Origin of the sequence: Pseudomonas sp. Irchel 3H9, from assembly GCF_900187495.1 — a bacterium.
In the GTDB taxonomy this organism is placed as follows: Bacteria; Pseudomonadota; Gammaproteobacteria; order Pseudomonadales; family Pseudomonadaceae; genus Aquipseudomonas; species Aquipseudomonas sivasensis.
The window spans coordinates 100,334-117,323 of sequence record NZ_FYDK01000009.1; the positions used below are offsets into that span (position 1 = coordinate 100,334).

Genomic DNA, 16,990 nt, shown 5'->3' on the forward strand with positions numbered 1-16,990 from the left:
ATATTCAGTAAAGGCATGGTTCGACGGGGCTGTTTGCACACAAATCCAACAGTTCAGCCTGCAAGCATTGCCCCGCCGCGCTCAGGCCAGGACGCGCATATAACGCCAGGCGCACGCCTTGCACCGCCGGTAAACCGCTGTCCGGCCCCAACTCCACATGCCCAGGCTGCACCACCCGGCGCGGTAACAGACTCACGCCCAACCCCGCCGCCACAGCCGAACACACACTGGCCAGGCTGGCGCTGGAATAGCCGATGCGCCAGCGCCAGCCGCTGACTTCCAGGTGGTGCAGCATTTCGTTGCGGTACAACCCGCCCACCGGAAAGGCCACCAACGGCAAGGGGTCGCGGCCCAACGACGGCATGCTGCGGCTATCGACCCAACACAGCGGCTCGGGCCACGAGGCCAGACAGTCATCGCTGTCGCCCATCTGCTTGACCAACAACACATCGAACTCGCCGCTGCGGAATTGGCGCTGCAACTCGGGACCGAGACCGCTGGTGACCTCCAGGCGCACCCGTGGATACGCCAACACAAACGCCGAGAGCAGCGGCATCAGGCGCTCTGCGGCAAAGTCTTCCGGTACCCCCAGGCGCAGCACGCCGTCACTCTGCTGGTTGATCAGCACATCGGCGGCTTCTTCATGCAGCGCAAGGATGCGCCGCGCATAGGCCAGCAAGCGCTCACCTTCAGCCGTGGCGACCACGCGGCGTTGGTCGCGGTCCAGCAACTGGCACGCCACCGCGTCTTCGAGGCGCCGGATCTGCTGGCTGACGGTGGATTGGGTCAAATGCAGTCGCTCGGCGGCGCGGGTGAAGTTGCTGCAGTCCACCACGGCGACAAAGCTTCTGAGCAACACGGGATCGAACATCATCATTCCCTTTACCACTGGTTGGCATGGTTATATTTAATTTCAGAATACCTGTGGCGATGGCCATACTCACGCCTCATTTACCCACTGCATGGACGCTGCATGACCCTCAACAAATCCCTCGCCGGCTGGGGCCTGCTGGTAGTGCTGGGCCTCAACCTTCGGCCGATCCTCAGCTCTATCAGTCCGCTGCTCGGTGAAATCCGCTTGGCCACCGGCCTCAGCTTCCAGAGCAGTGCCCTGCTTACCAGCTTGCCGGTGGTGTGCATGGGGCTGGTGGCGTTGGTGGGCGTGCGCGTGGAAGCGCAACTGGGAGAACGGCGCGGTATCGCCCTGGGTTTAATGATGATTCTGCTGGCGTGCCTGGCGCGCTGGGTGATGGGCCAAGCGTCGGCGCTGCTGGTCACGGCGTTGCTCGGCGGTGCCGGTGTGGCGCTGATCCAGGCGTTGGTGCCCGCGATGATCAAGCGTGAGTTCCATCATCGCGTGCCGGTGGCGATGGGCGTCTATTCGGCCTCGCTGATGGCCGGTGGTGGCTTGGCGGCGCTGCTCAGTCCGTTGGTGGCCACGCATTTCGAGGACTGGCAGGCAGGATTGGGCGTGTGGCTGTTGCCAGCGCTGGGCGCCTTGTTGCTGTGGGCCTGGCTGCCGCTGGGCGCAGCAAAAAATCCCCAGGTGGTGCCCGCATTCAAGGGCCTGCGCAATCGTCGCGCCTGGCTGCTGGCGGTGTATTTCGGGCTGGTGAACTGTGGCTACATGAGCCTGGTGGCGTGGCTGCCGGCCTACTATCAGCAATTGGGCTGGGGCGTGCTGCCCAGCGGTTCGCTGCTGGCGTTCATGACCATCTTCCAAGTGATTGCCGCGCTGCTGATGCCAGTGCTCGCGCAACGCGGTATCGACCGTCGCCCCCTGCTCGGGATCAGCCTGCTGGCACAAACGGTGGGTTACCTCGGTCTGCTGCTGGCGCCGCTGCAATTTCCTCATCTGTGGGTGGCGTTGTGCGGCTTCGGTCTGGGCGCGTGTTTCGCCTTGAGCCTGCTATTGACCCTCGACCACCATCGCGACCCTCGGCAAGCCGGGCAACTGGCGGCCTTCGTACAAGGCGTAGGCTTCCTGATCAACGCGATCTCGCCGTGGATGACCGGCTGGCTGCGCGAGATCACCGGCAACTTCACCAGCGCCTGGGTGGTATTGACGGTGACTGCAGTGGCGATGCTGATGGTGACGCGGGTGTTCAGCCCGACGAGTTACCGCACGGCACCCGCTCTATAGATATGCTTTTAAGATCTAGTTAAACCAATAAAGCTTCGTTGACGACATAAGCAATCCCCTTAAAATCCCGGTTCTCTTAAAGGATGCCGGGCACACCATGGACCTTCGCCAACTGCGCTATTTCATCGCGCTGAATGAGTACCGCAGTTTTGTGCGCGGCGCCGAAGCCATGGGCATCACCCAGCCGGCTTTCAGCCGCAGCATCCAGGGCCTGGAGCAAGAGTTCGGCTGCGTCCTGGTGGATCGCGCCCATAAAGACCTGCGCCCGACCCCCGAAGGCCAGGTGGTGTTGCAGCATGCCTTGAGCCTGGTTCAAGGCGCCGCATTGCTCAGCCATGAAGTCACACGCATGACCAAGCTCGACGCCGGCGAAGTACGCTTTGGGAGCGATGCGGTGGCGGCGGTCAACTTGGTGCCCCAAGCGATGGCACGGTTCATCACCGCCTACCCCAAGGTACGCAGCGCGTTGCAAGTGGATAACTGGGAAAGACTCGGGCGCAGCCTGAGCCGTGAAGAGATCGAATTTTTTATCGCCGATGTGCGCCACTTCGAAGCCGACCCAAACTTCCAGACTCAGGCCCTCACGCCGCGGCGCAGTGTGTTTTTCTGCCGTGCCGGGCACCCGTTGCTGGCCAAGGACAGCCTGTCGACCAACGACCTGTTCGACTATCCCCTCGCCACGCCACTGATCGCACCGGGCATTCGAAAACTGTTGGCGAACCTGAGTGGGCGCATCGACTTTGCCCCCGCTATCGAGCTGGAGCAGTTTGCCGCGCTGGCCCTCATCGTGCGCGAGTCAGACACCATCGGCCTGGGCGCAGAAGAAGCCTTCGCCGCCCCCTTGGCCAGCGGCGAATTGAACGTGCTGCACTGGCGCAATGTGCCTCATGCCTTGGAAAGCCTGAACAACCGTTGCGCAGTGATCAGCCGCGCTGGGGTTCGCTTGTCGCCTGCGGCGAAGGCACTGATCGAAACGCTGCTGGCGGTGGAAAACCAAGCCGATTGGCCCGCGCAAACGTCCCAAAATCATTGAACCGCACGCCCATCTCGGCCATGACCTTGTGCGCCACCTTGGCGGTCATCTGGCGGATGTAAAACGGCTCTTTCACCACAAAATGGTGAATCCCGTGAGTGCTGCCGAAGTTGAAGCAAAACGCCTGCAACGGCCACATCCACCAGGGGTTCAGTACTTGGGTTTGCTGGATCACGTTGCCCAATTCCACATCGCCGTAGTAGTGCATGTTGGAGCTGACAAAGTGCAGGCAAAAGGTGCGCAACATGTTGGGCCCGATGATCACCACGGCGGCAATATCGATCACCTGCATCATCTGCAAGGTGCCGGCGGACCATTCGATAGGCGCACCCAGCAGACTGGCGACGCCGTTGGCTGCATGGAAGCCGAGGAAGATGTACCACGCCCCCCAATGCAGCAGTGCCAGCGGTGCGTAGACCAGCAGCGAGCGTTTCAGGATCTTGAGTTTGTGGCCCCAGGTTTTGGCGCGCAGCATGCGGATAAACGCCGACATCACGTTATCGCCCACCATCAGCAACCGCGCAAAGCCCCACGGCTCGCCATTGGTGATGGCGCGCTCTTCCATATCGGTCTCGGTGCCGGAGACTTTGTGATGGTTGAGGTGCAGGTGCCGGCGAATCCACGGATTGATAGTGCTTGGCCGCGCAAGCCACACCAGGCCCATCATCAAATTGTGGGGCAGGCGCTGCTTGCGAAAGTACATGCTGTGGATCAGGTCGTGTTCCAGCTCGTGGGTCAGCGAGGCCAGGAAGGCGTTCAATAACAGGCACGCCCACCAGGCCATGTGACCGGTGATGTAGAGCGCCGCCGAGCCAATCATGCCCAGCAGCGCGAAGGCCAGGATGCCCGCGCCCAAGGCGTCTTGATGCAGCAACCACGGGTGCTGCTGGCGCAGGCGCACGCCTTCGGCGAGTACGACTTCACGGATATGTGCTGAACGCTGTTGTGCGTTCATCTGCTGGGGACTTGCAGAAGTACCGTCCATGCTCCCATCCTCTTGTTCATAGATGGTTACATCCTGCACCAGGCCTTCATGCAGGACGCTAGCCCCACACGCCAACCTGTTGACCGCAAGCGCCAATCGCCATGACAGAACCCACGTCCCTCGCCAGCTGGACCCGCGCCCTGCGCAAGCAGCTCGACGCCCTCGGCCTCGACAGCGCCGCGCTGTGCATCGAGGCTGGGCTCGACCCGCAGCAGATGGAAGATCCCAATGCGCGCTATCCGCTGTCGGCGACCACGCGCCTGTGGGAGCTGGCAGTGCAGGCCAGCGGCGATCCGGCAATTGGGTTGCGCGTGTCGCGGTTTGTCAGCCCTACCACTTTTCACGCGTTGGGATACGCGCTGGTGGCCAGCGGCAGTCTGTGGGAAGTGTTCGAACGCATCGTGCGTTATCACCAAGTGGTCAGCGATGCGCTGAAGCTGGAGCTGAGTCGGGACGGCGAACGCTACCGTTTCCGCCTGCTGCAACCCCAAGGCAGCCCCGCACCGGCACTGGAAGCCATCGATGCGTTCGCGGCGATCTATGTGCGCACCTGCCGCAATCGCCTGGGCCGTGACTACGCGCCCTTGGCCGTGCATTTGCGGCGCCCGGAACCGGCCGATCCCAAGCCTTGGCACACGGTGTTCCGCGCGCCGGTATTTTTTGGCGCCGATGAGGACTGCCTGGAATTTGCAGCCCAGGACTTCGACAGCCATCTGGACGACGCCAACCCCGAGTTGGCCGAACACAACGAAACTGTGCTCAAACGCACCCTCGCCCAGCTGCAACCGCTGACCTGGGAGCGCAAGGTGCGCGCTACGATCGAGGCACAATTGCCCGACGGCGAGCCGAGTGCCGAGCGGATTGCCCAGGCGCTGCACTTGAGTTTGCGCAGCTTGCAGCGGCACCTGGCGGATGAAGGGTGTCGGTTTGATGCGTTGCTCAACGAGTGCCGGCAGAACCTGGCGTTGCAGCACCTGCGGGACCCGCAGTGCTCATTGGCAGAGATCAGCCATTTGTTGGGGTTTGCCGATACCAGCAGTTTTAACCGGGCATTCAAGCGTTGGACGGGGGTGACGCCAGGGCAGTTTCGCGATGGGTTGCGGTAGGTGGATTCGCGCAGAGGCTGAAGGCCTCATCGGGGCAAGCCCCCTCCCACAGGGGAACGCATTTCAAATGTGGGAGGGGACTTGCCCGCGATAGCAATGGTTCAGGCACTCAACATGCCGGGGCAATCAGAGCCCGCGATCGCGCCGCAATAACTTCCTCACCCGCGCCACCAACGCCTTGGCCTCAAACGGCTTGAGCAGGTAATCATCCTCATGCAATTCCAACCCACGCAGGCGATCTTCGATGCCGCCCGGCGTGGTCAGGAACAACACCGGCGTCTTGCCCTTGTGCCGAATCGCCTGCTGCAATTTCCAGGCATTCAAGCCCGGCAGCATCACGTCGAGAATGACCAAGTCGTATTCGGTGCTTTCCACAAAGCGCTGCGCCGCCATGCCATTGGCTGCGACTTCCACCGCGAAACCGGCCTCGCTTAAGCCTTGAGCCATGAGCTGCGCCAGTTGCGGCTGGTCTTCCACTAACAACACCTGCATGCCTTACCTCTGGGTTTGATTACAAACCTGTCATCAAATTGTGCGGTTTCTGACCCTGTTGACTGGCTACGGTAGCGGCCTGTTTTCCGGAGTCGTCTTTATGTCCCGCCATGCCTTGTTCTTGAGCCTCGCCGTCTGCACCGGTGCGTTCGCTGCACCGCAGCTGCCACGCCATGCCGACCTCGATTTGCACACCGCACGCCAACTGGCCGATGCCAGCCTTGCCCACTGCAGCGCCGCGCTGACGGTACTGGACCGGGGCGGCAACCTGCTGCTGAGCCTGCGTGCCGACGGCGTCGGCCCGCATAACAGCCTCGCCAGCCAGCGCAAAGCGTACACCGCGCTGTCGACCAAAACCCCGACGCGGCTGTTTGCCGAGCGCGCGCGTAACAACCCCGAGGCCGCCAACCTTAACAGCTTGCCCCAGTTGCTGTTACTCGGCGGCGGCGTGCCGCTGTTTGCCGAGGCCGAACTGGTCGGCGCGCTGGGCATCGCCGGTGCCGGCGGCGCAGCACAGGACGAGTCCTGCGCAATAAAAGCCGCCGAGCAACTGGGCCTGAAAACTTCCCTCTGATTCCCCTCCAAAGGATCTCTCGATGAAAACCCTCAGCATGACCCTCGCCGCCCTCAGCCTCAGCGGCCTGTGCAACCTGGCCCTGGCCGACGGCAACCCTCTGAGCGTGCATGTGCTCAACCTGGAAAACGGCCTGCCGAGCGCCGGTGTCAGCGTCACCCTGGAACAGCAGGTAGGCGACAAATGGCAGTCGCTGTCCGAAGGCGTCACCAACCAGCAGGGGCGCATCGCCGAACTGTTCCCCGCCAACCGCAGCATGACGCCGGGTGAGTACCGCGTGGTGTTCAAGACCGGCGACTACTACAAAAAGGCCAACCGCGAGACGTTCTTCCCTGAAGTGCCGGTGATCTTCCAGGTGAAACAGGCGGACCAGCATTACCACATCCCGTTGTTGCTCAGCCCTTACGGTTTCTCCACCTATCGCGGGTCGTAGTTCATAGACCAGCGGCCTGCTGCAAACCGCGCAGGTCCAGCACTTCAATCGCGCCGTAACTCAGGCCGATAAGGCCTTGTTGCTCCAGCGCCTTGAGCAGACTGTTGGTGGTCTGGCGCGACAGGCCCAGCATCGCGGCCAGGTCCTCCTGGGGCAGTTGCAAGGTGCGGCGCGCCTGGTCTATTTCGCCGTAGCCCTGCGCGATCATCAGCAGCCGATGGGCCAGACGCGCCGACGCGGGCATCAGGCTCATCTGTTCGATATTGATCAACGACAGGCGCAGTTTGTGGCTCATCAACAGGGCCACGTCGCGCCAATACGCCGGATGGTCTTCGAGGAGGGCGAGCATCGCCGCCTGCGGCACCTGCAACAACGTGCATGGCCCCATGGCCAGGGCATCGTGGGTGCGCGGCAGGTTATCGAAAAGGCAGATTTCGCCGAACCAGTAAGGCGTTTCTACCAGGCTCAACACCGCCTCCTTGCCTTGGGCATTCACCGCGCTGATGCGCACCGCGCCTTCCAGCACCGCATACAGGCCGCAAGGCGGGTCGCCGCGCTTGAACAGGCACTGCCCCGCCGCGAGCGTGCGCAGCCGCGCCGCCGCCAGCAGACTACGCTGTAGATCTACAGGCAGATGGCTGAACCAATGGCCGCTGGTCAAGCGGGCGTGCCATTTCTCTGCGTCCATGAGAACTCCGAAGATTGTCGCCCAGCTGACAGTCAGGCGCAGGCTGACAGGGCATGATCCAACATCCTACAGGAGGAACAACAATGAAAAGCCTCGTCGACCACCTCAGTCAATACGCCGCCTACCACCGCGACCCGCGCAATATCGCCAGCCACTTTATTGGTATCCCGCTGATTGTGGTGGCAGTAGCCGTGCTGCTGTCGCGTCCCGAATGGACCGTGGGAGGCCTATGGATTTCACCGGCGGTAATCGTGGCGTTGTTTTCGGCGTGGTTTTACCTGCGCCTGGAACTGGCCCTGGGCGTGCTGATGACGGTGATGATGGGCTTGTCGGTATGGGCCGGGCATGAGTTGGCGGCGCAGAGCACGATGGTGTGGCTCAGCAGCGGCGTCGGCATGTTCGTGGTGGGTTGGGTGATTCAGTTTGTCGGGCACTACTACGAAGGCAAGAAGCCGGCGTTTGTGGATGATGTGTCGGGGTTGATCGTAGGGCCGTTGTTTGTGGTGGCGGAGGTGGCGTTTTTGCTGGGGTTGCGGCAGGGCTTGAAGCAACAGATTGAAGAGCGCTCGGGGCCGGTGGTTCGACGCGATCTGAAGCCGAGAGAGGTCTAATTGTGGGAGGGGGCTTGCTCCCGATGGCGGTGGGTCAGTGACAAATTTATCAGCTGACCCACCGCCATCGGGAGCAAGCCCCCTCCCACATTGGCCCCATTTTCACATTAGGTAATGCGCGGTTATCAGGCTTTTTGCCAGACCTTGGGCTTGAAGAACAAGGTTTCGCCCCGCGCCAAACCGGTCAGGCTGTCGTGGTCTTTCACCACTTCGGCTTCGATCAGGTCGGTCTGGCCTTCGACCTTCAAGGTCACCCGCGTGGTCGCGCCCAATGGACGAATATCACGCACTTCGGCCGCGTGGTGATCTTCCAGTTCATGGCGCGACAGCGACACTTCGTGGGGACGGAACAGCACGTGCTTGTCTTCACCCAGGTGCAGGCGGTTGGAGTCACCAAGGAAGTGATAAACAAAGTCGCTGGCCGGGTTTTCATAAACGTCGCCCGGTGAGCCGATCTGCTCGATCACGCCCTTGTTCATCACGACGATACGGTCGGCAACTTCCATGGCCTCTTCCTGGTCGTGGGTCACGAACACCGAGGTCAAGTTGATGTCTTCGTGCAGGCGTGCCAGCCAGCGGCGCAGTTCTTTACGCACCTTGGCGTCGAGGGCGCCGAACGGTTCGTCCAGCAGCAGCACTTTCGGCTCGACCGCCAGGGCGCGGGCCAGGGCGATACGCTGGCGCTGACCACCGGAGAGTTGTTCCGGATAACGATCAGACAGCCAATCGAGTTGCACCATGTTCAGCAGCTCGTGAACCTTGGCCGCGATCTGGCTTTCGTTCGGGCGCTGGTTCTTGGGCTTCATGCGCAGGCCGAACGCGACGTTGTCGAACACGGTCATGTGGCGGAACAGCGCGTAGTGCTGGAACACAAACCCGACGTTGCGATCGCGCACGTCGTGGCCGGAGACGTCTTCACCGTGGAACACGATGCTGCCGTCATCCGGAGTCTCCAGGCCTGCGATGATGCGCAGCAGGGTGGTCTTGCCGCACCCGGATGGGCCAAGCAACGCCACCAGCTCGCCACTCTGGATATCCAGATTGATGCTGTTCAGGGCCTTGAAGGCGTTGAAGTTCTTGCTGACATTACGGACTTCGATCGACATGACTTATTCCTCACCGGCACTTTTGCGCAGGCGGTTGATACGGTTCTCGCTCCACTGCTTGAGCAGCAGGATGAAGAGCGCCAGGATCAGCAGCAGGCTGGCCACCGCAAACGCGGCAACGTGGTTGTATTCGTTGTAGAGAATCTCGACGTGCAGCGGCAAGGTGTTGGTCACGCCGCGAATGTGGCCGGACACCACCGACACCGCGCCGAACTCACCCATGGCCCGCGCGGTACACAGCACGACGCCGTAGATCAGGCCCCATTTGATGTTCGGCACAGTCACATGCCAGAACATCTGCCAGCCATTGGCGCCGAGCAGGCGTGCAGCCTCTTCTTCCTGGGTGCCCTGCTCCTGCATCAGCGGGATCAGTTCACGGGCCACGAACGGCACGGTGACGAAGATGGTCGCCAGCACAATGCCGGGCAAGGCGAACACGATCTGGATGTCATGCTCCTGCAACCACGGGCCAAACAGGCCCTGGGCGCCGAACATCAGCACGTAGACCAGGCCTGCGATCACCGGGGAGACCGAGAACGGCAGGTCGATCAGCGTCACCAAGATGCTCTTGCCACGGAACGAGTACTTGCTCACGCACCAGGCGGCGCTGACGCCGAATACCAGGTTGAGCGGCACCGAAATCAGTACGGCGATCACCGTGAGTTTCAGCGCGGACAACGCGTCCGGTTCAAGGATCGCGGTGAAAAACGCACCGAGGCCGTTCTTCAAGCCCTGGGACACCACGATAAACAGCGGTAGCAGCAAAAACAGGAAGAACACCAGCCAGCCAAGGCCGATCAGGATACGTCGCGACACCGCACTGCCACGCCGGGCAGCGTTGGCCGAGGACGCGGCGGAAATAGACGATTGGGACATGTTCCGCGCCTCCTTATGGACGTTCGATGCGCCGCTGCAACAAGTTGATCAGCAGCAGCAGGACAAAGGAAACCACCAGCATCAGCACGCCAATGGAGGTGGCGCCGCGGTAGTCGTACTGGTCAAGCTTGACCATGATCAGCAGCGGCAGGATCTCGGTTTTCATCGGCATGTTGCCGGCGATGAAGATCACCGAGCCGTACTCACCGACGCCACGGGCAAACGCCAGGGCGAAGCCGGTCAGCCAGGCGGGCAGCAGCGCGGGGACGAGGATGTAGCGGAACACCTGCAACGGCTTGGCGCCCAGGCAGGCAGCGGCTTCTTCGATTTCCCGGGGGATATCGGCGAGTACCGGCTGCACCGTGCGCACCACGAACGGCAGGGTCACGAAGGTCAGCGCCAGGGTGATGCCCAACGGGCTGTAGGCGATCTTGAAGCCCAGGTCAGCGGCGAACTGGCCCACCAGCCCGGTCGGCGTGTACAGCGCCGTCAGGGCGATACCGGCCACAGCGGTGGGCAGCGCGAACGGCAGGTCGATCATCGCATCGATAATCTTGCGGCCGGGGAAGGTGTAGCGCACCAACACCCAGGCCAGCAGCGTGCCGATCACGCCATTGATCAGGGCGGCGTACAGCGCGGTGCTGAAGCTCAGTTTCAACGCCGCCAGCACACGGGGTGCGGAGATGATGTTCCAGAACTGATCCCAGGTAAGTTGAGCGGCGTGTACAAACATCGCCGCGAGGGGGATGAGTACGATCAGGCTGAGGTACACCACGGTGTAGCCCAGCGTCAGCCCGAAGCCGGGTATGACGGGGGAAATACGACGCGACATAAGAGTCCTTGGTTAGCGGAACTGACACACAAAACCCGCAGGTGAATGCGGGCTCCGTGGGTGTGTATTTCTCGGCTTACTGCGCCGTGTAGATCTGGTCGAACACGCCACCGTCGTTAAAGAATTTCGGTTGGGCAGTTTTCCAGCCGCCGAAGTCTTTGTCGATAGTCACCAGGTCCAGTTTCGGGAACTGCTGGGCGTATTTGGCGGCTACTTTTGCATCGCGTGGGCGGTAGAAGTTTTTCGCCGCAATCTCCTGGCCAGCCGGGCTGTACAGGTGCTTGAGGTATTCAGTGGCGATCTCGGTATTGCCCTTTTTCTCGGCGTTCTTGTCGACCACGGCCACTGGCGGCTCTGCGAGGATCGACAGGGAAGGTACAACGATGTCGAACTTGTCGGCGCCGCCGTCTTCTTTCAGGGCCAGGAAGGCTTCGTTTTCCCAGGCCAGCAACACGTCGCCCTGACCGTTGTTGACGAACGTGATGGTCGAACCGCGCGCGCCGGTGTCGAGGATCGGCACGTGCTTGAACAGTTCTTTCACGTATTCCTGGGCCTTGGCTTCGCTGCCACCGGATTTCAGGCCGTAGGCCCACGCGGCAAGGAAGTTCCAGCGCGCACCGCCGGAGGTTTTCGGGTTCGGCGTGATCACGGAAACGTCTTTCTTGATCAAGTCGCCCCAGTCTTTGATGCCTTTAGGGTTGCCCTTACGCACCAGGAACACGATGGTCGAGGTGTACGGGGTGCTCGCATCCGGCAGGCGGGTCTGCCAGTTTTCCGGCAGGGTTTTTCCCAATTTGGCGATTTCGTCGATGTCGCCAGCCAAGGCCAGGGTCACTACGTCGGCGCGCAGGCCGTCGATCACCGCCCGGCCTTGCTTGCCCGAACCACCGTGGGACTGCTGGATCTTAACGGTGTCACCAGGGTGGGACTGCTTCCAGAAGTTGGTGAACTCAGCGTTGTAATCCTGGTACAGCTCGCGAGTCGGGTCGTACGAGACGTTGAGCAACTCGTAGTCCTTGGCAACAGCGGAACCGGCAAACACGGCGCTGGCCAGTGCGGCCAGGGCATAACGGCGAATCGACGACATAGAAGCTCCTGAAATTCTGGGGTGTTGGCTTTTTCTTATAGTGACGGGTCTATCGCCGCGGTTGCTTAGCTCGGTTTGTTACCCGGGTTCTGCAGACGGAATTTTTCTTTGCGTTCGATCTGGACCACTTGGGCGTTATGCACAGTGATTTCCACCGCGCCAAACCGCAGATCGCGCAGGGCGCTCTGGATCTCACGCAAAATGGATGCTTCGTCCTGGCCGTCGACGCTACGTAGAGATGCGCTCATGGTCTCGCTCCTTAAATGAATAGTGCCTGGCAGTGGCGGCACTGCTTGCGGCGTAGGGCGATAGTAGATAAGCGCAGATATTCTTAAAAATACTATTTAAGAATGTTTATATAACCAGAAAGAATTTTCTGATGGGACGTGGGGTTGCGAGAGGGTTTTGCGCCCGAGCGCCGAAATAACGCCTTGTGAAGTTCCAAAATGCGGGTGGGGGCTTGCCACCGGTGGTGGTGAATCAGGTACCAATGTTCGGCCTGACACACCGAAATCGGGGGCAAGCCCCCTCTCACATTGGAATGCGTTTCAAGTCTGGATGGTGGGCGCGCGGTCCCAGTCAACGTCCTGCGCCGGCACCGGCTTTCCAAACCAATACCCCTGCCCCAAATCGCAGCCCTGCTCCAACAAGAACCTCGCCTGTTCCATCTGCTCAATTCCCTCAGCGTGTACCTGCATGCCCATGCTTTTCGCTAATGCGATCACCACGCGCACAATCGCCGCGTCGTCGTCATCCCATGGCACCCCGGCAACAAAGCCCTGGTCGATCTTCAGCTTCTGCACCGGCAGGCGCTTGAGGCGCAGCAGGGACGAATAGCCGGTGCCAAAGTCATCAATGGCCAGGCGCAAGCCCAACTCACGCAGGCGGTGCAGTTGCTCCAGGGCTTCCTCGGGGTCGTCCATGACTGCACTCTCGGTGACTTCCAGCTCCAGGAAAGCCGGATCCAGGCCGGTGGCGTGCAGCACCTGGGCGACTTGCTCGTACAGTTCGCGACGGGCAAACAGACGGCTGGACACGTTGATCGCAATAAAGCTCAGCAGCACGCCATCGGCCAGCCATTGGCACATCTGGCGGCAGGCCTGCTCCAAGACCCACGCGTCGATATCGGCGATCAAACCGGTACGTTCGGCGATGGGGATGAACTCGCCCGGAGGCACCAGGCCACGTTCCGGATGTTGCCAGCGCACCAAGGCTTCGACGCCGACCAGACGGCTGCCTTGCAGGTCGTGTACAGGCTGGTAGTAGACGCGCAACTCCTGCTGGTCGAGGGCGCGGCGCAGTTCGCTGGCGATTTCCACACGGTTCTGCGCGTGAGCGGTGAGTTCTTCGGTGTACAGGGCATAGCCCTCGCGGCCCACGCTTTTGGCCTTGAACAGCGCAGAGTCGGCGTTGCGCAGCAGTTGTTCCGCGCTCAATGCATCGTTGGGAAACAGGCTGATGCCGATGCTGGCGCTGATAAACAGTTGATGACCGTCGAAGATGAACGGTTGCTTCATCACGTCCAGCATGCGCTGCGCCAATGCCGCCGCCTGCATCACCTGTGAACAACTTTCCGCCAGCACCGCGAACTCATCGCCGCCCAGTCGCGCCAGGGTCACTCCGGGGCCGAACAGCGTATTGAGCCGCTCGCCCACCAGCTTGAGCAACTGGTCGCCGACGTTATGGCCAAGGCTGTCATTGATAATCTTGAAGTGGTCCAGGTCCAGCAACAGCAGCGCGCAGCCGCGTTTGTGCAGTTGCGCCGAGGCCAGCGCCTGCTCGGCGCGGTCGGTGAACAGTAGGCGGTTGGGCAGGTCGGTCAGTGGATCGTGATGCGCCAGGTGCGCCAACTCGTGCTCGGAATCCTTGATGGCACTGATGTCGGAAAACACCGCGACGTAATGGCTGATGTGGCCTTGGTCATCGTGAATCACACGGATGGTTTGCCACTGTGGATAAATCTCGCCGCTTTTGCGCCGGTTCCAGATTTCTCCGCTCCATTCACCGGTACGCTCCAGGGTCTGGAACATCTGCTGGTAAAAATTCGACGAATGGCGCCCGGACTTGAACAGGCTGGGCTGCTGACCCATGACGTCTGCGCGCTGGTAGCCGGTGATCTCCATGAATGCCCGGTTTACGTGCACGATCAGGCCCCTGGTGTCAGTGACCAACACGCCTTCACGGGTGCAGTCGAAGACCGCAGCCGCCTGGCGCAACCGATCGAGGTTTTCCTTCAGGGGTTGCTGCAACTGCTGGGCCCGGGCAAAGCGCGCGCATAAGAAGTAAATGGCCAAGGCACTCAGGGCCACCCACACGTAGCCGCGCATCTGCAGCCAATACCCCAACTCCCCCCGTTCATCGAGAAAGTTGATCAATATCTGATTGCTGAGCTGGAGCCACACAATCGAAACCAGCAGGTATACCAGCCCCACACGCAGGGCACCTCGGTATGAAAACAGCATATGGCCAGTAGTCCTTACTAAAAAAACAGAATCGTCCTACAACGCGCCGAGATTATAGATTAGGAAACACCTTGTAAGTCTTATCTGAAACGGTGACTGGTTTTATCCTTAAAGCCAGTGATAATGCGGGTGCTATTTTTTTCTTTATCAGAGGGCCAAACAGCCTATGTGGTACAACGGTTTTCTTGACCTGTCAGCCTGGCAACTGGTTGCAGTCACTCTGTTGATGACCCACGTGACCATTGTTGGGGTCACGGTTTATCTGCACCGCTATTCAGCCCATCGCTCCCTGGAGCTCAATGCCGGCCTGAAACACTTCTTCCGCTTCTGGCTGTGGCTGACCACGGCGCAGAACACCCGCGAGTGGACCGCTATCCACCGCAAACACCACGCCAAGTGCGAAACCGTCGACGACCCGCACAGCCCTGTGATCAAGGGCCTGTCCACGGTGCTGCGCAAAGGCGCCGAGCTGTACCGCGCCGAGGCCGAAAACCCCGAAACCCTGCGCATCTACGGCAAGAACTGCCCGGATGACTGGATCGAACGCAAGATCTACACCCCCTACCCGCTGCTGGGCGTGGCGATCATGGGTGTAATCGACCTGCTGCTGTTCGGCACCATCGGCATCACCATCTGGGCGATCCAGATGATGTGGATCCCGTTCTGGGCCGCCGGCGTAATCAACGGCCTGGGCCATGCCGTGGGCTATCGCAACTTCGAATGCCGTGACGCGGCGACCAACCTGGTGCCGTGGGGCATCATCGTCGGCGGCGAAGAGCTGCATAACAATCACCACACCTACCCCAACTCGGCCAAGCTGTCGGTTAAGAAGTGGGAGTTCGACCTGGGCTGGGCGTGGATCAAGCTGTTCAGTTTCCTGCGCTTGGCCAAGGTCCAGCGTGTGGCGCCGATTGCTCATCGCGTCGAGGGCAAAGGCCATCTGGACATGGACACTGCCATGGCGATCCTCAACAACCGCTTCCAGATCATGGCCCAGTACCGCAAGTTGGTGATCGGCCCGCTGGTCAAGCAGGAGCTGGAAAAGGTCGATCACTCGGTGCGCCACCAGTTCCACCGTGCCAAACGCCTGCTGTCGCGGGAAACCAGCCTGCTGGATGACCGCCACCACCTACGCATCCAGAGCATGTTGGAACATAGCCAGGCCTTGAAAGTGATCTACGAAAAGCGCCTGGCATTGCAGCAGATCTGGCTCAAGACCAGCACCAACGGCCACGATATGCTCGCCGCTATCAAGGAATGGGTGCACGAGGCCGAGGCCAGCGGCATCCAGTCCCTGCGGGATTTCGCCCACCAATTGAAGACCTATTCGCTGCGTCCTGCGGCAGTCTGACAAAGCCGTGGGAGGGCTTGCCCTCCCACGCATCCTCTTTTTGGCGTCATTTTCCGGGCACCGCCAATCGGCACCGTTCACGGAACTTCATCGCATTTACCCTCTCTCAATGAACACTTCGCCATCATGGTGGCCCCTTGTTGTGACCGCTGCTAAATCCTGCGGCGCGCCCAGAGAGAGTTGTGCCGATGGTTCACGAAATGCCCTTTCCTACCGACATCGCTACCGCTGACCCCCCGCGTCCGGCTGCGGCAGCGACCCTGCTGGCACTGGTGCATGCCCAGGGCGAAGTCGAGCGGTTGAGCGAGCGCGAGCAATTGCTGAGCTCACTGCTGGTCAGTGTGAATGCCGTGCTCTGGGCCATCGATTGGGAGACCCGCCGCGTGCTCTACGTGAGCCCGGCCTACGAGCGGATATTCGGCCGTTCCACCGGGCTGTTACTGGCCGATCATCGGGAATGGCGCAACAGCATTCACCCCGAAGACCTCGACTACGCCGAACACAGCCTGGCCCGCGTGCTGGAACAGGGCGCCGTGGAAGATCGCGAATACCGCATTATCACCGCCGACGGGCAGATCCGCTGGCTGAGCGACAAGTGCTACATCAACCAGCAGGCCGAGCCCGGCGAGCCGCTGATCGTCGTGGGTATGGCCGAAGACATCACTGACAAGAAGCAGCTGGAACTGGAGCTGCACCGCCTCGCCACCACCGACGTTCTGACTCAGAGCAGCAACCGCCGGCACTTCTTCGAATGCGCCAACCAGGCCTTCGACACCGCCTGTGCCCAAGGCGCGCAACTGGCCTTCCTGTTGCTGGACATTGATGATTTCAAGGACGTCAACGACACCTATGGCCACCTGGAAGGCGACCAGGTGCTGCGGCGTATCGCCGAGAGTGGTCGTGGCGTATTACGCCGTGGTGACCTGTTCGGGCGCATTGGCGGCGAAGAATTTGCGGCCGTACTGCCGGGTTGCGCGCCGGAGATGGCCTTGCAAGTGGCTGAGCGCCTGGGCAAGGAAATCCAAGAGCTGAGTTTCAGCTACGAAGGCCAAGCGTTCGGCGTGACCATCAGCCAGGGCCTGGCCAGCCTCACTGAAGAAGACTCGACCCTGGACAGCCTGTTCGCCCGGGCCGATGCCGCCATGTATGAGGCGAAGCGCCAGGGCAAGAACCGCGTGATTGCGGGTTAGGCTCATCCCCCACTCTATGCA

At 61.0% G+C, this 16,990-nt stretch carries 18 protein-coding genes; 8 read left to right on the top strand and 10 right to left on the bottom strand.

Annotated features, from left to right (window positions below; all coding sequences use genetic code 11):
- Nucleotides 1-4 precede the first annotated feature (4 nt).
- Entirely contained in the window at nt 5-871 is an 867-nt protein-coding gene (locus CKW32_RS25760) for a LysR family transcriptional regulator (RefSeq protein WP_032884891.1), read from the bottom strand.
- Nucleotides 872-973: 102 nt separating this feature from the next.
- Here CKW32_RS25760 and CKW32_RS25765 point away from each other — a divergent pair, with 102 nt between their 5' ends.
- The gene (locus CKW32_RS25765) at nt 974-2,143 is read left to right on the top strand and encodes a CynX/NimT family MFS transporter (RefSeq protein WP_095186310.1); all 1,170 of its coding nucleotides are present in this window, start codon (nt 974-976) and stop codon (nt 2,141-2,143) included.
- Nucleotides 2,144-2,240: 97 nt separating this feature from the next.
- Entirely contained in the window at nt 2,241-3,176 is a 936-nt protein-coding gene (locus CKW32_RS25770; RefSeq protein ID WP_081797602.1) for a LysR family transcriptional regulator, read from the top strand.
- On the opposite strand, the gene CKW32_RS25775 is transcribed toward CKW32_RS25770, so the two are convergent.
- Nucleotides 3,067-4,161: a fatty acid desaturase gene (locus CKW32_RS25775; RefSeq protein WP_095186311.1), complete on the bottom strand. Its 1,095-nt coding sequence runs from the start codon at nt 4,159-4,161 to the stop codon at nt 3,067-3,069. The genes CKW32_RS25770 and CKW32_RS25775 overlap by 110 nt on opposite strands.
- 101 nt (nt 4,162-4,262) lie before the next feature.
- Here CKW32_RS25775 and CKW32_RS25780 point away from each other — a divergent pair, with 101 nt between their 5' ends.
- Nucleotides 4,263-5,267 carry an AraC family transcriptional regulator gene (locus tag CKW32_RS25780; RefSeq protein ID WP_095186312.1) on the top strand — a complete coding sequence of 335 codons (1,005 nt, stop codon included), beginning with the start codon at nt 4,263-4,265 and terminating at the stop codon, nt 5,265-5,267.
- 126 nt (nt 5,268-5,393) lie between these two features.
- On the opposite strand, the gene CKW32_RS25785 is transcribed toward CKW32_RS25780, so the two are convergent.
- Nucleotides 5,394-5,759 carry a response regulator gene (locus tag CKW32_RS25785; protein ID WP_032884886.1) on the bottom strand — a complete coding sequence of 122 codons (366 nt, stop codon included), beginning with the start codon at nt 5,757-5,759 and terminating at the stop codon, nt 5,394-5,396.
- A 100-nt stretch (nt 5,760-5,859) separates the two neighbouring features.
- Here CKW32_RS25785 and CKW32_RS25790 point away from each other — a divergent pair, with 100 nt between their 5' ends.
- A complete protein-coding gene (locus CKW32_RS25790) occupies nt 5,860-6,333 on the top strand; it encodes a heme-binding protein (RefSeq protein WP_095186313.1) in 474 nt (157 codons plus the stop codon).
- A 22-nt stretch (nt 6,334-6,355) separates the two neighbouring features.
- A complete protein-coding gene (gene uraH / locus CKW32_RS25795; protein WP_032884882.1) occupies nt 6,356-6,766 on the top strand; it encodes a hydroxyisourate hydrolase in 411 nt (136 codons plus the stop codon).
- Between the two features lies 1 nt (nt 6,767).
- Here the strand turns inward: uraH and CKW32_RS25800 are convergent, their stop codons facing one another.
- Nucleotides 6,768-7,454, bottom strand: a complete 687-nt coding sequence (locus CKW32_RS25800; RefSeq protein ID WP_095186314.1) for a Crp/Fnr family transcriptional regulator — start codon at nt 7,452-7,454, stop codon at nt 6,768-6,770.
- 83 nt (nt 7,455-7,537) lie between these two features.
- Here CKW32_RS25800 and CKW32_RS25805 point away from each other — a divergent pair, with 83 nt between their 5' ends.
- The gene (locus tag CKW32_RS25805) at nt 7,538-8,065 is read left to right on the top strand and encodes a DUF962 domain-containing protein (RefSeq protein ID WP_095186315.1); all 528 of its coding nucleotides are present in this window, start codon (nt 7,538-7,540) and stop codon (nt 8,063-8,065) included.
- A gap of 125 nt (nt 8,066-8,190) precedes the next feature.
- Here the strand turns inward: CKW32_RS25805 and CKW32_RS25810 are convergent, their stop codons facing one another.
- The 6 genes from CKW32_RS25810 to dibA all read right to left on the bottom strand — a co-directional run bounded on the left by CKW32_RS25810 (nt 8,191) and on the right by dibA (nt 14,428).
- Nucleotides 8,191-9,171 (bottom strand): sulfate/molybdate ABC transporter ATP-binding protein, encoded by a 981-nt coding sequence (locus tag CKW32_RS25810; RefSeq protein WP_032884878.1) that lies wholly within the window; start codon nt 9,169-9,171, stop codon nt 8,191-8,193.
- A 3-nt stretch (nt 9,172-9,174) separates the two neighbouring features.
- Nucleotides 9,175-10,047, bottom strand: a complete 873-nt coding sequence (gene cysW / locus CKW32_RS25815; RefSeq protein WP_032884876.1) for a sulfate ABC transporter permease subunit CysW — start codon at nt 10,045-10,047, stop codon at nt 9,175-9,177.
- 13 nt (nt 10,048-10,060) lie between these two features.
- Nucleotides 10,061-10,879, bottom strand: coding sequence for a sulfate ABC transporter permease subunit CysT (cysT, locus tag CKW32_RS25820; protein ID WP_027607868.1), 819 nt, complete (start codon nt 10,877-10,879; stop codon nt 10,061-10,063).
- Between the two features lie 76 nt (nt 10,880-10,955).
- Nucleotides 10,956-11,966, bottom strand: coding sequence for a sulfate ABC transporter substrate-binding protein (locus CKW32_RS25825; RefSeq protein ID WP_027607869.1), 1,011 nt, complete (start codon nt 11,964-11,966; stop codon nt 10,956-10,958).
- A gap of 65 nt (nt 11,967-12,031) precedes the next feature.
- On the bottom strand, nt 12,032-12,214 hold the full coding sequence (gene oscA / locus CKW32_RS25830; RefSeq protein ID WP_074752461.1) for a sulfur starvation response protein OscA: 183 nt from the start codon (nt 12,212-12,214) through the stop codon (nt 12,032-12,034).
- A 300-nt stretch (nt 12,215-12,514) separates the two neighbouring features.
- A complete protein-coding gene (gene dibA / locus CKW32_RS25835) occupies nt 12,515-14,428 on the bottom strand; it encodes a phosphodiesterase DibA (RefSeq protein ID WP_095186316.1) in 1,914 nt (637 codons plus the stop codon).
- Between the two features lie 166 nt (nt 14,429-14,594).
- On the opposite strand from dibA, the gene desA reads away from it, so the two are divergent.
- Nucleotides 14,595-15,779: a delta-9 fatty acid desaturase DesA gene (gene desA, locus CKW32_RS25840; RefSeq protein WP_032884873.1), complete on the top strand. Its 1,185-nt coding sequence runs from the start codon at nt 14,595-14,597 to the stop codon at nt 15,777-15,779.
- Between the two features lie 188 nt (nt 15,780-15,967).
- Nucleotides 15,968-16,969 (top strand): sensor domain-containing diguanylate cyclase, encoded by a 1,002-nt coding sequence (locus CKW32_RS25845; RefSeq protein ID WP_032884871.1) that lies wholly within the window; start codon nt 15,968-15,970, stop codon nt 16,967-16,969.
- The last annotated feature ends 21 nt before the right edge of the window (nt 16,970-16,990 follow it).

Excerpts from the sequence above, each read along its gene's own strand:
- oscA (WP_074752461.1), bottom strand. The coding sequence starts at position 12,214 with ATGAGCGCATCTCTACGTAGCGTCGACGGCCAGGACGAAGCATCCATT.
- CKW32_RS25770 (WP_081797602.1), top strand. The coding sequence starts at position 2,241 with ATGGACCTTCGCCAACTGCGCTATTTCATCGCGCTGAATGAGTACCGC.
- CKW32_RS25760 (WP_032884891.1), bottom strand. The coding sequence starts at position 871 with ATGTTCGATCCCGTGTTGCTCAGAAGCTTTGTCGCCGTGGTGGACTGC.
- cysT (WP_027607868.1), bottom strand. The coding sequence starts at position 10,879 with ATGTCGCGTCGTATTTCCCCCGTCATACCCGGCTTCGGGCTGACGCTG.
- CKW32_RS25765 (WP_095186310.1), top strand. The coding sequence starts at position 974 with ATGACCCTCAACAAATCCCTCGCCGGCTGGGGCCTGCTGGTAGTGCTG.
- uraH (WP_032884882.1), top strand. The coding sequence starts at position 6,356 with ATGAAAACCCTCAGCATGACCCTCGCCGCCCTCAGCCTCAGCGGCCTG.
- CKW32_RS25805 (WP_095186315.1), top strand. The coding sequence starts at position 7,538 with ATGAAAAGCCTCGTCGACCACCTCAGTCAATACGCCGCCTACCACCGC.
- CKW32_RS25825 (WP_027607869.1), bottom strand. The coding sequence starts at position 11,966 with ATGTCGTCGATTCGCCGTTATGCCCTGGCCGCACTGGCCAGCGCCGTG.
- CKW32_RS25845 (WP_032884871.1), top strand. The coding sequence starts at position 15,968 with ATGGTTCACGAAATGCCCTTTCCTACCGACATCGCTACCGCTGACCCC.
- CKW32_RS25775 (WP_095186311.1), bottom strand. The coding sequence starts at position 4,161 with ATGGACGGTACTTCTGCAAGTCCCCAGCAGATGAACGCACAACAGCGT.
- dibA (WP_095186316.1), bottom strand. The coding sequence starts at position 14,428 with ATGCTGTTTTCATACCGAGGTGCCCTGCGTGTGGGGCTGGTATACCTG.
- CKW32_RS25800 (WP_095186314.1), bottom strand. The coding sequence starts at position 7,454 with ATGGACGCAGAGAAATGGCACGCCCGCTTGACCAGCGGCCATTGGTTC.
- CKW32_RS25780 (WP_095186312.1), top strand. The coding sequence starts at position 4,263 with ATGACAGAACCCACGTCCCTCGCCAGCTGGACCCGCGCCCTGCGCAAG.
- desA (WP_032884873.1), top strand. The coding sequence starts at position 14,595 with ATGTGGTACAACGGTTTTCTTGACCTGTCAGCCTGGCAACTGGTTGCA.
- CKW32_RS25810 (WP_032884878.1), bottom strand. The coding sequence starts at position 9,171 with ATGTCGATCGAAGTCCGTAATGTCAGCAAGAACTTCAACGCCTTCAAG.
- CKW32_RS25785 (WP_032884886.1), bottom strand. The coding sequence starts at position 5,759 with ATGCAGGTGTTGTTAGTGGAAGACCAGCCGCAACTGGCGCAGCTCATG.
- CKW32_RS25790 (WP_095186313.1), top strand. The coding sequence starts at position 5,860 with ATGTCCCGCCATGCCTTGTTCTTGAGCCTCGCCGTCTGCACCGGTGCG.
- cysW (WP_032884876.1), bottom strand. The coding sequence starts at position 10,047 with ATGTCCCAATCGTCTATTTCCGCCGCGTCCTCGGCCAACGCTGCCCGG.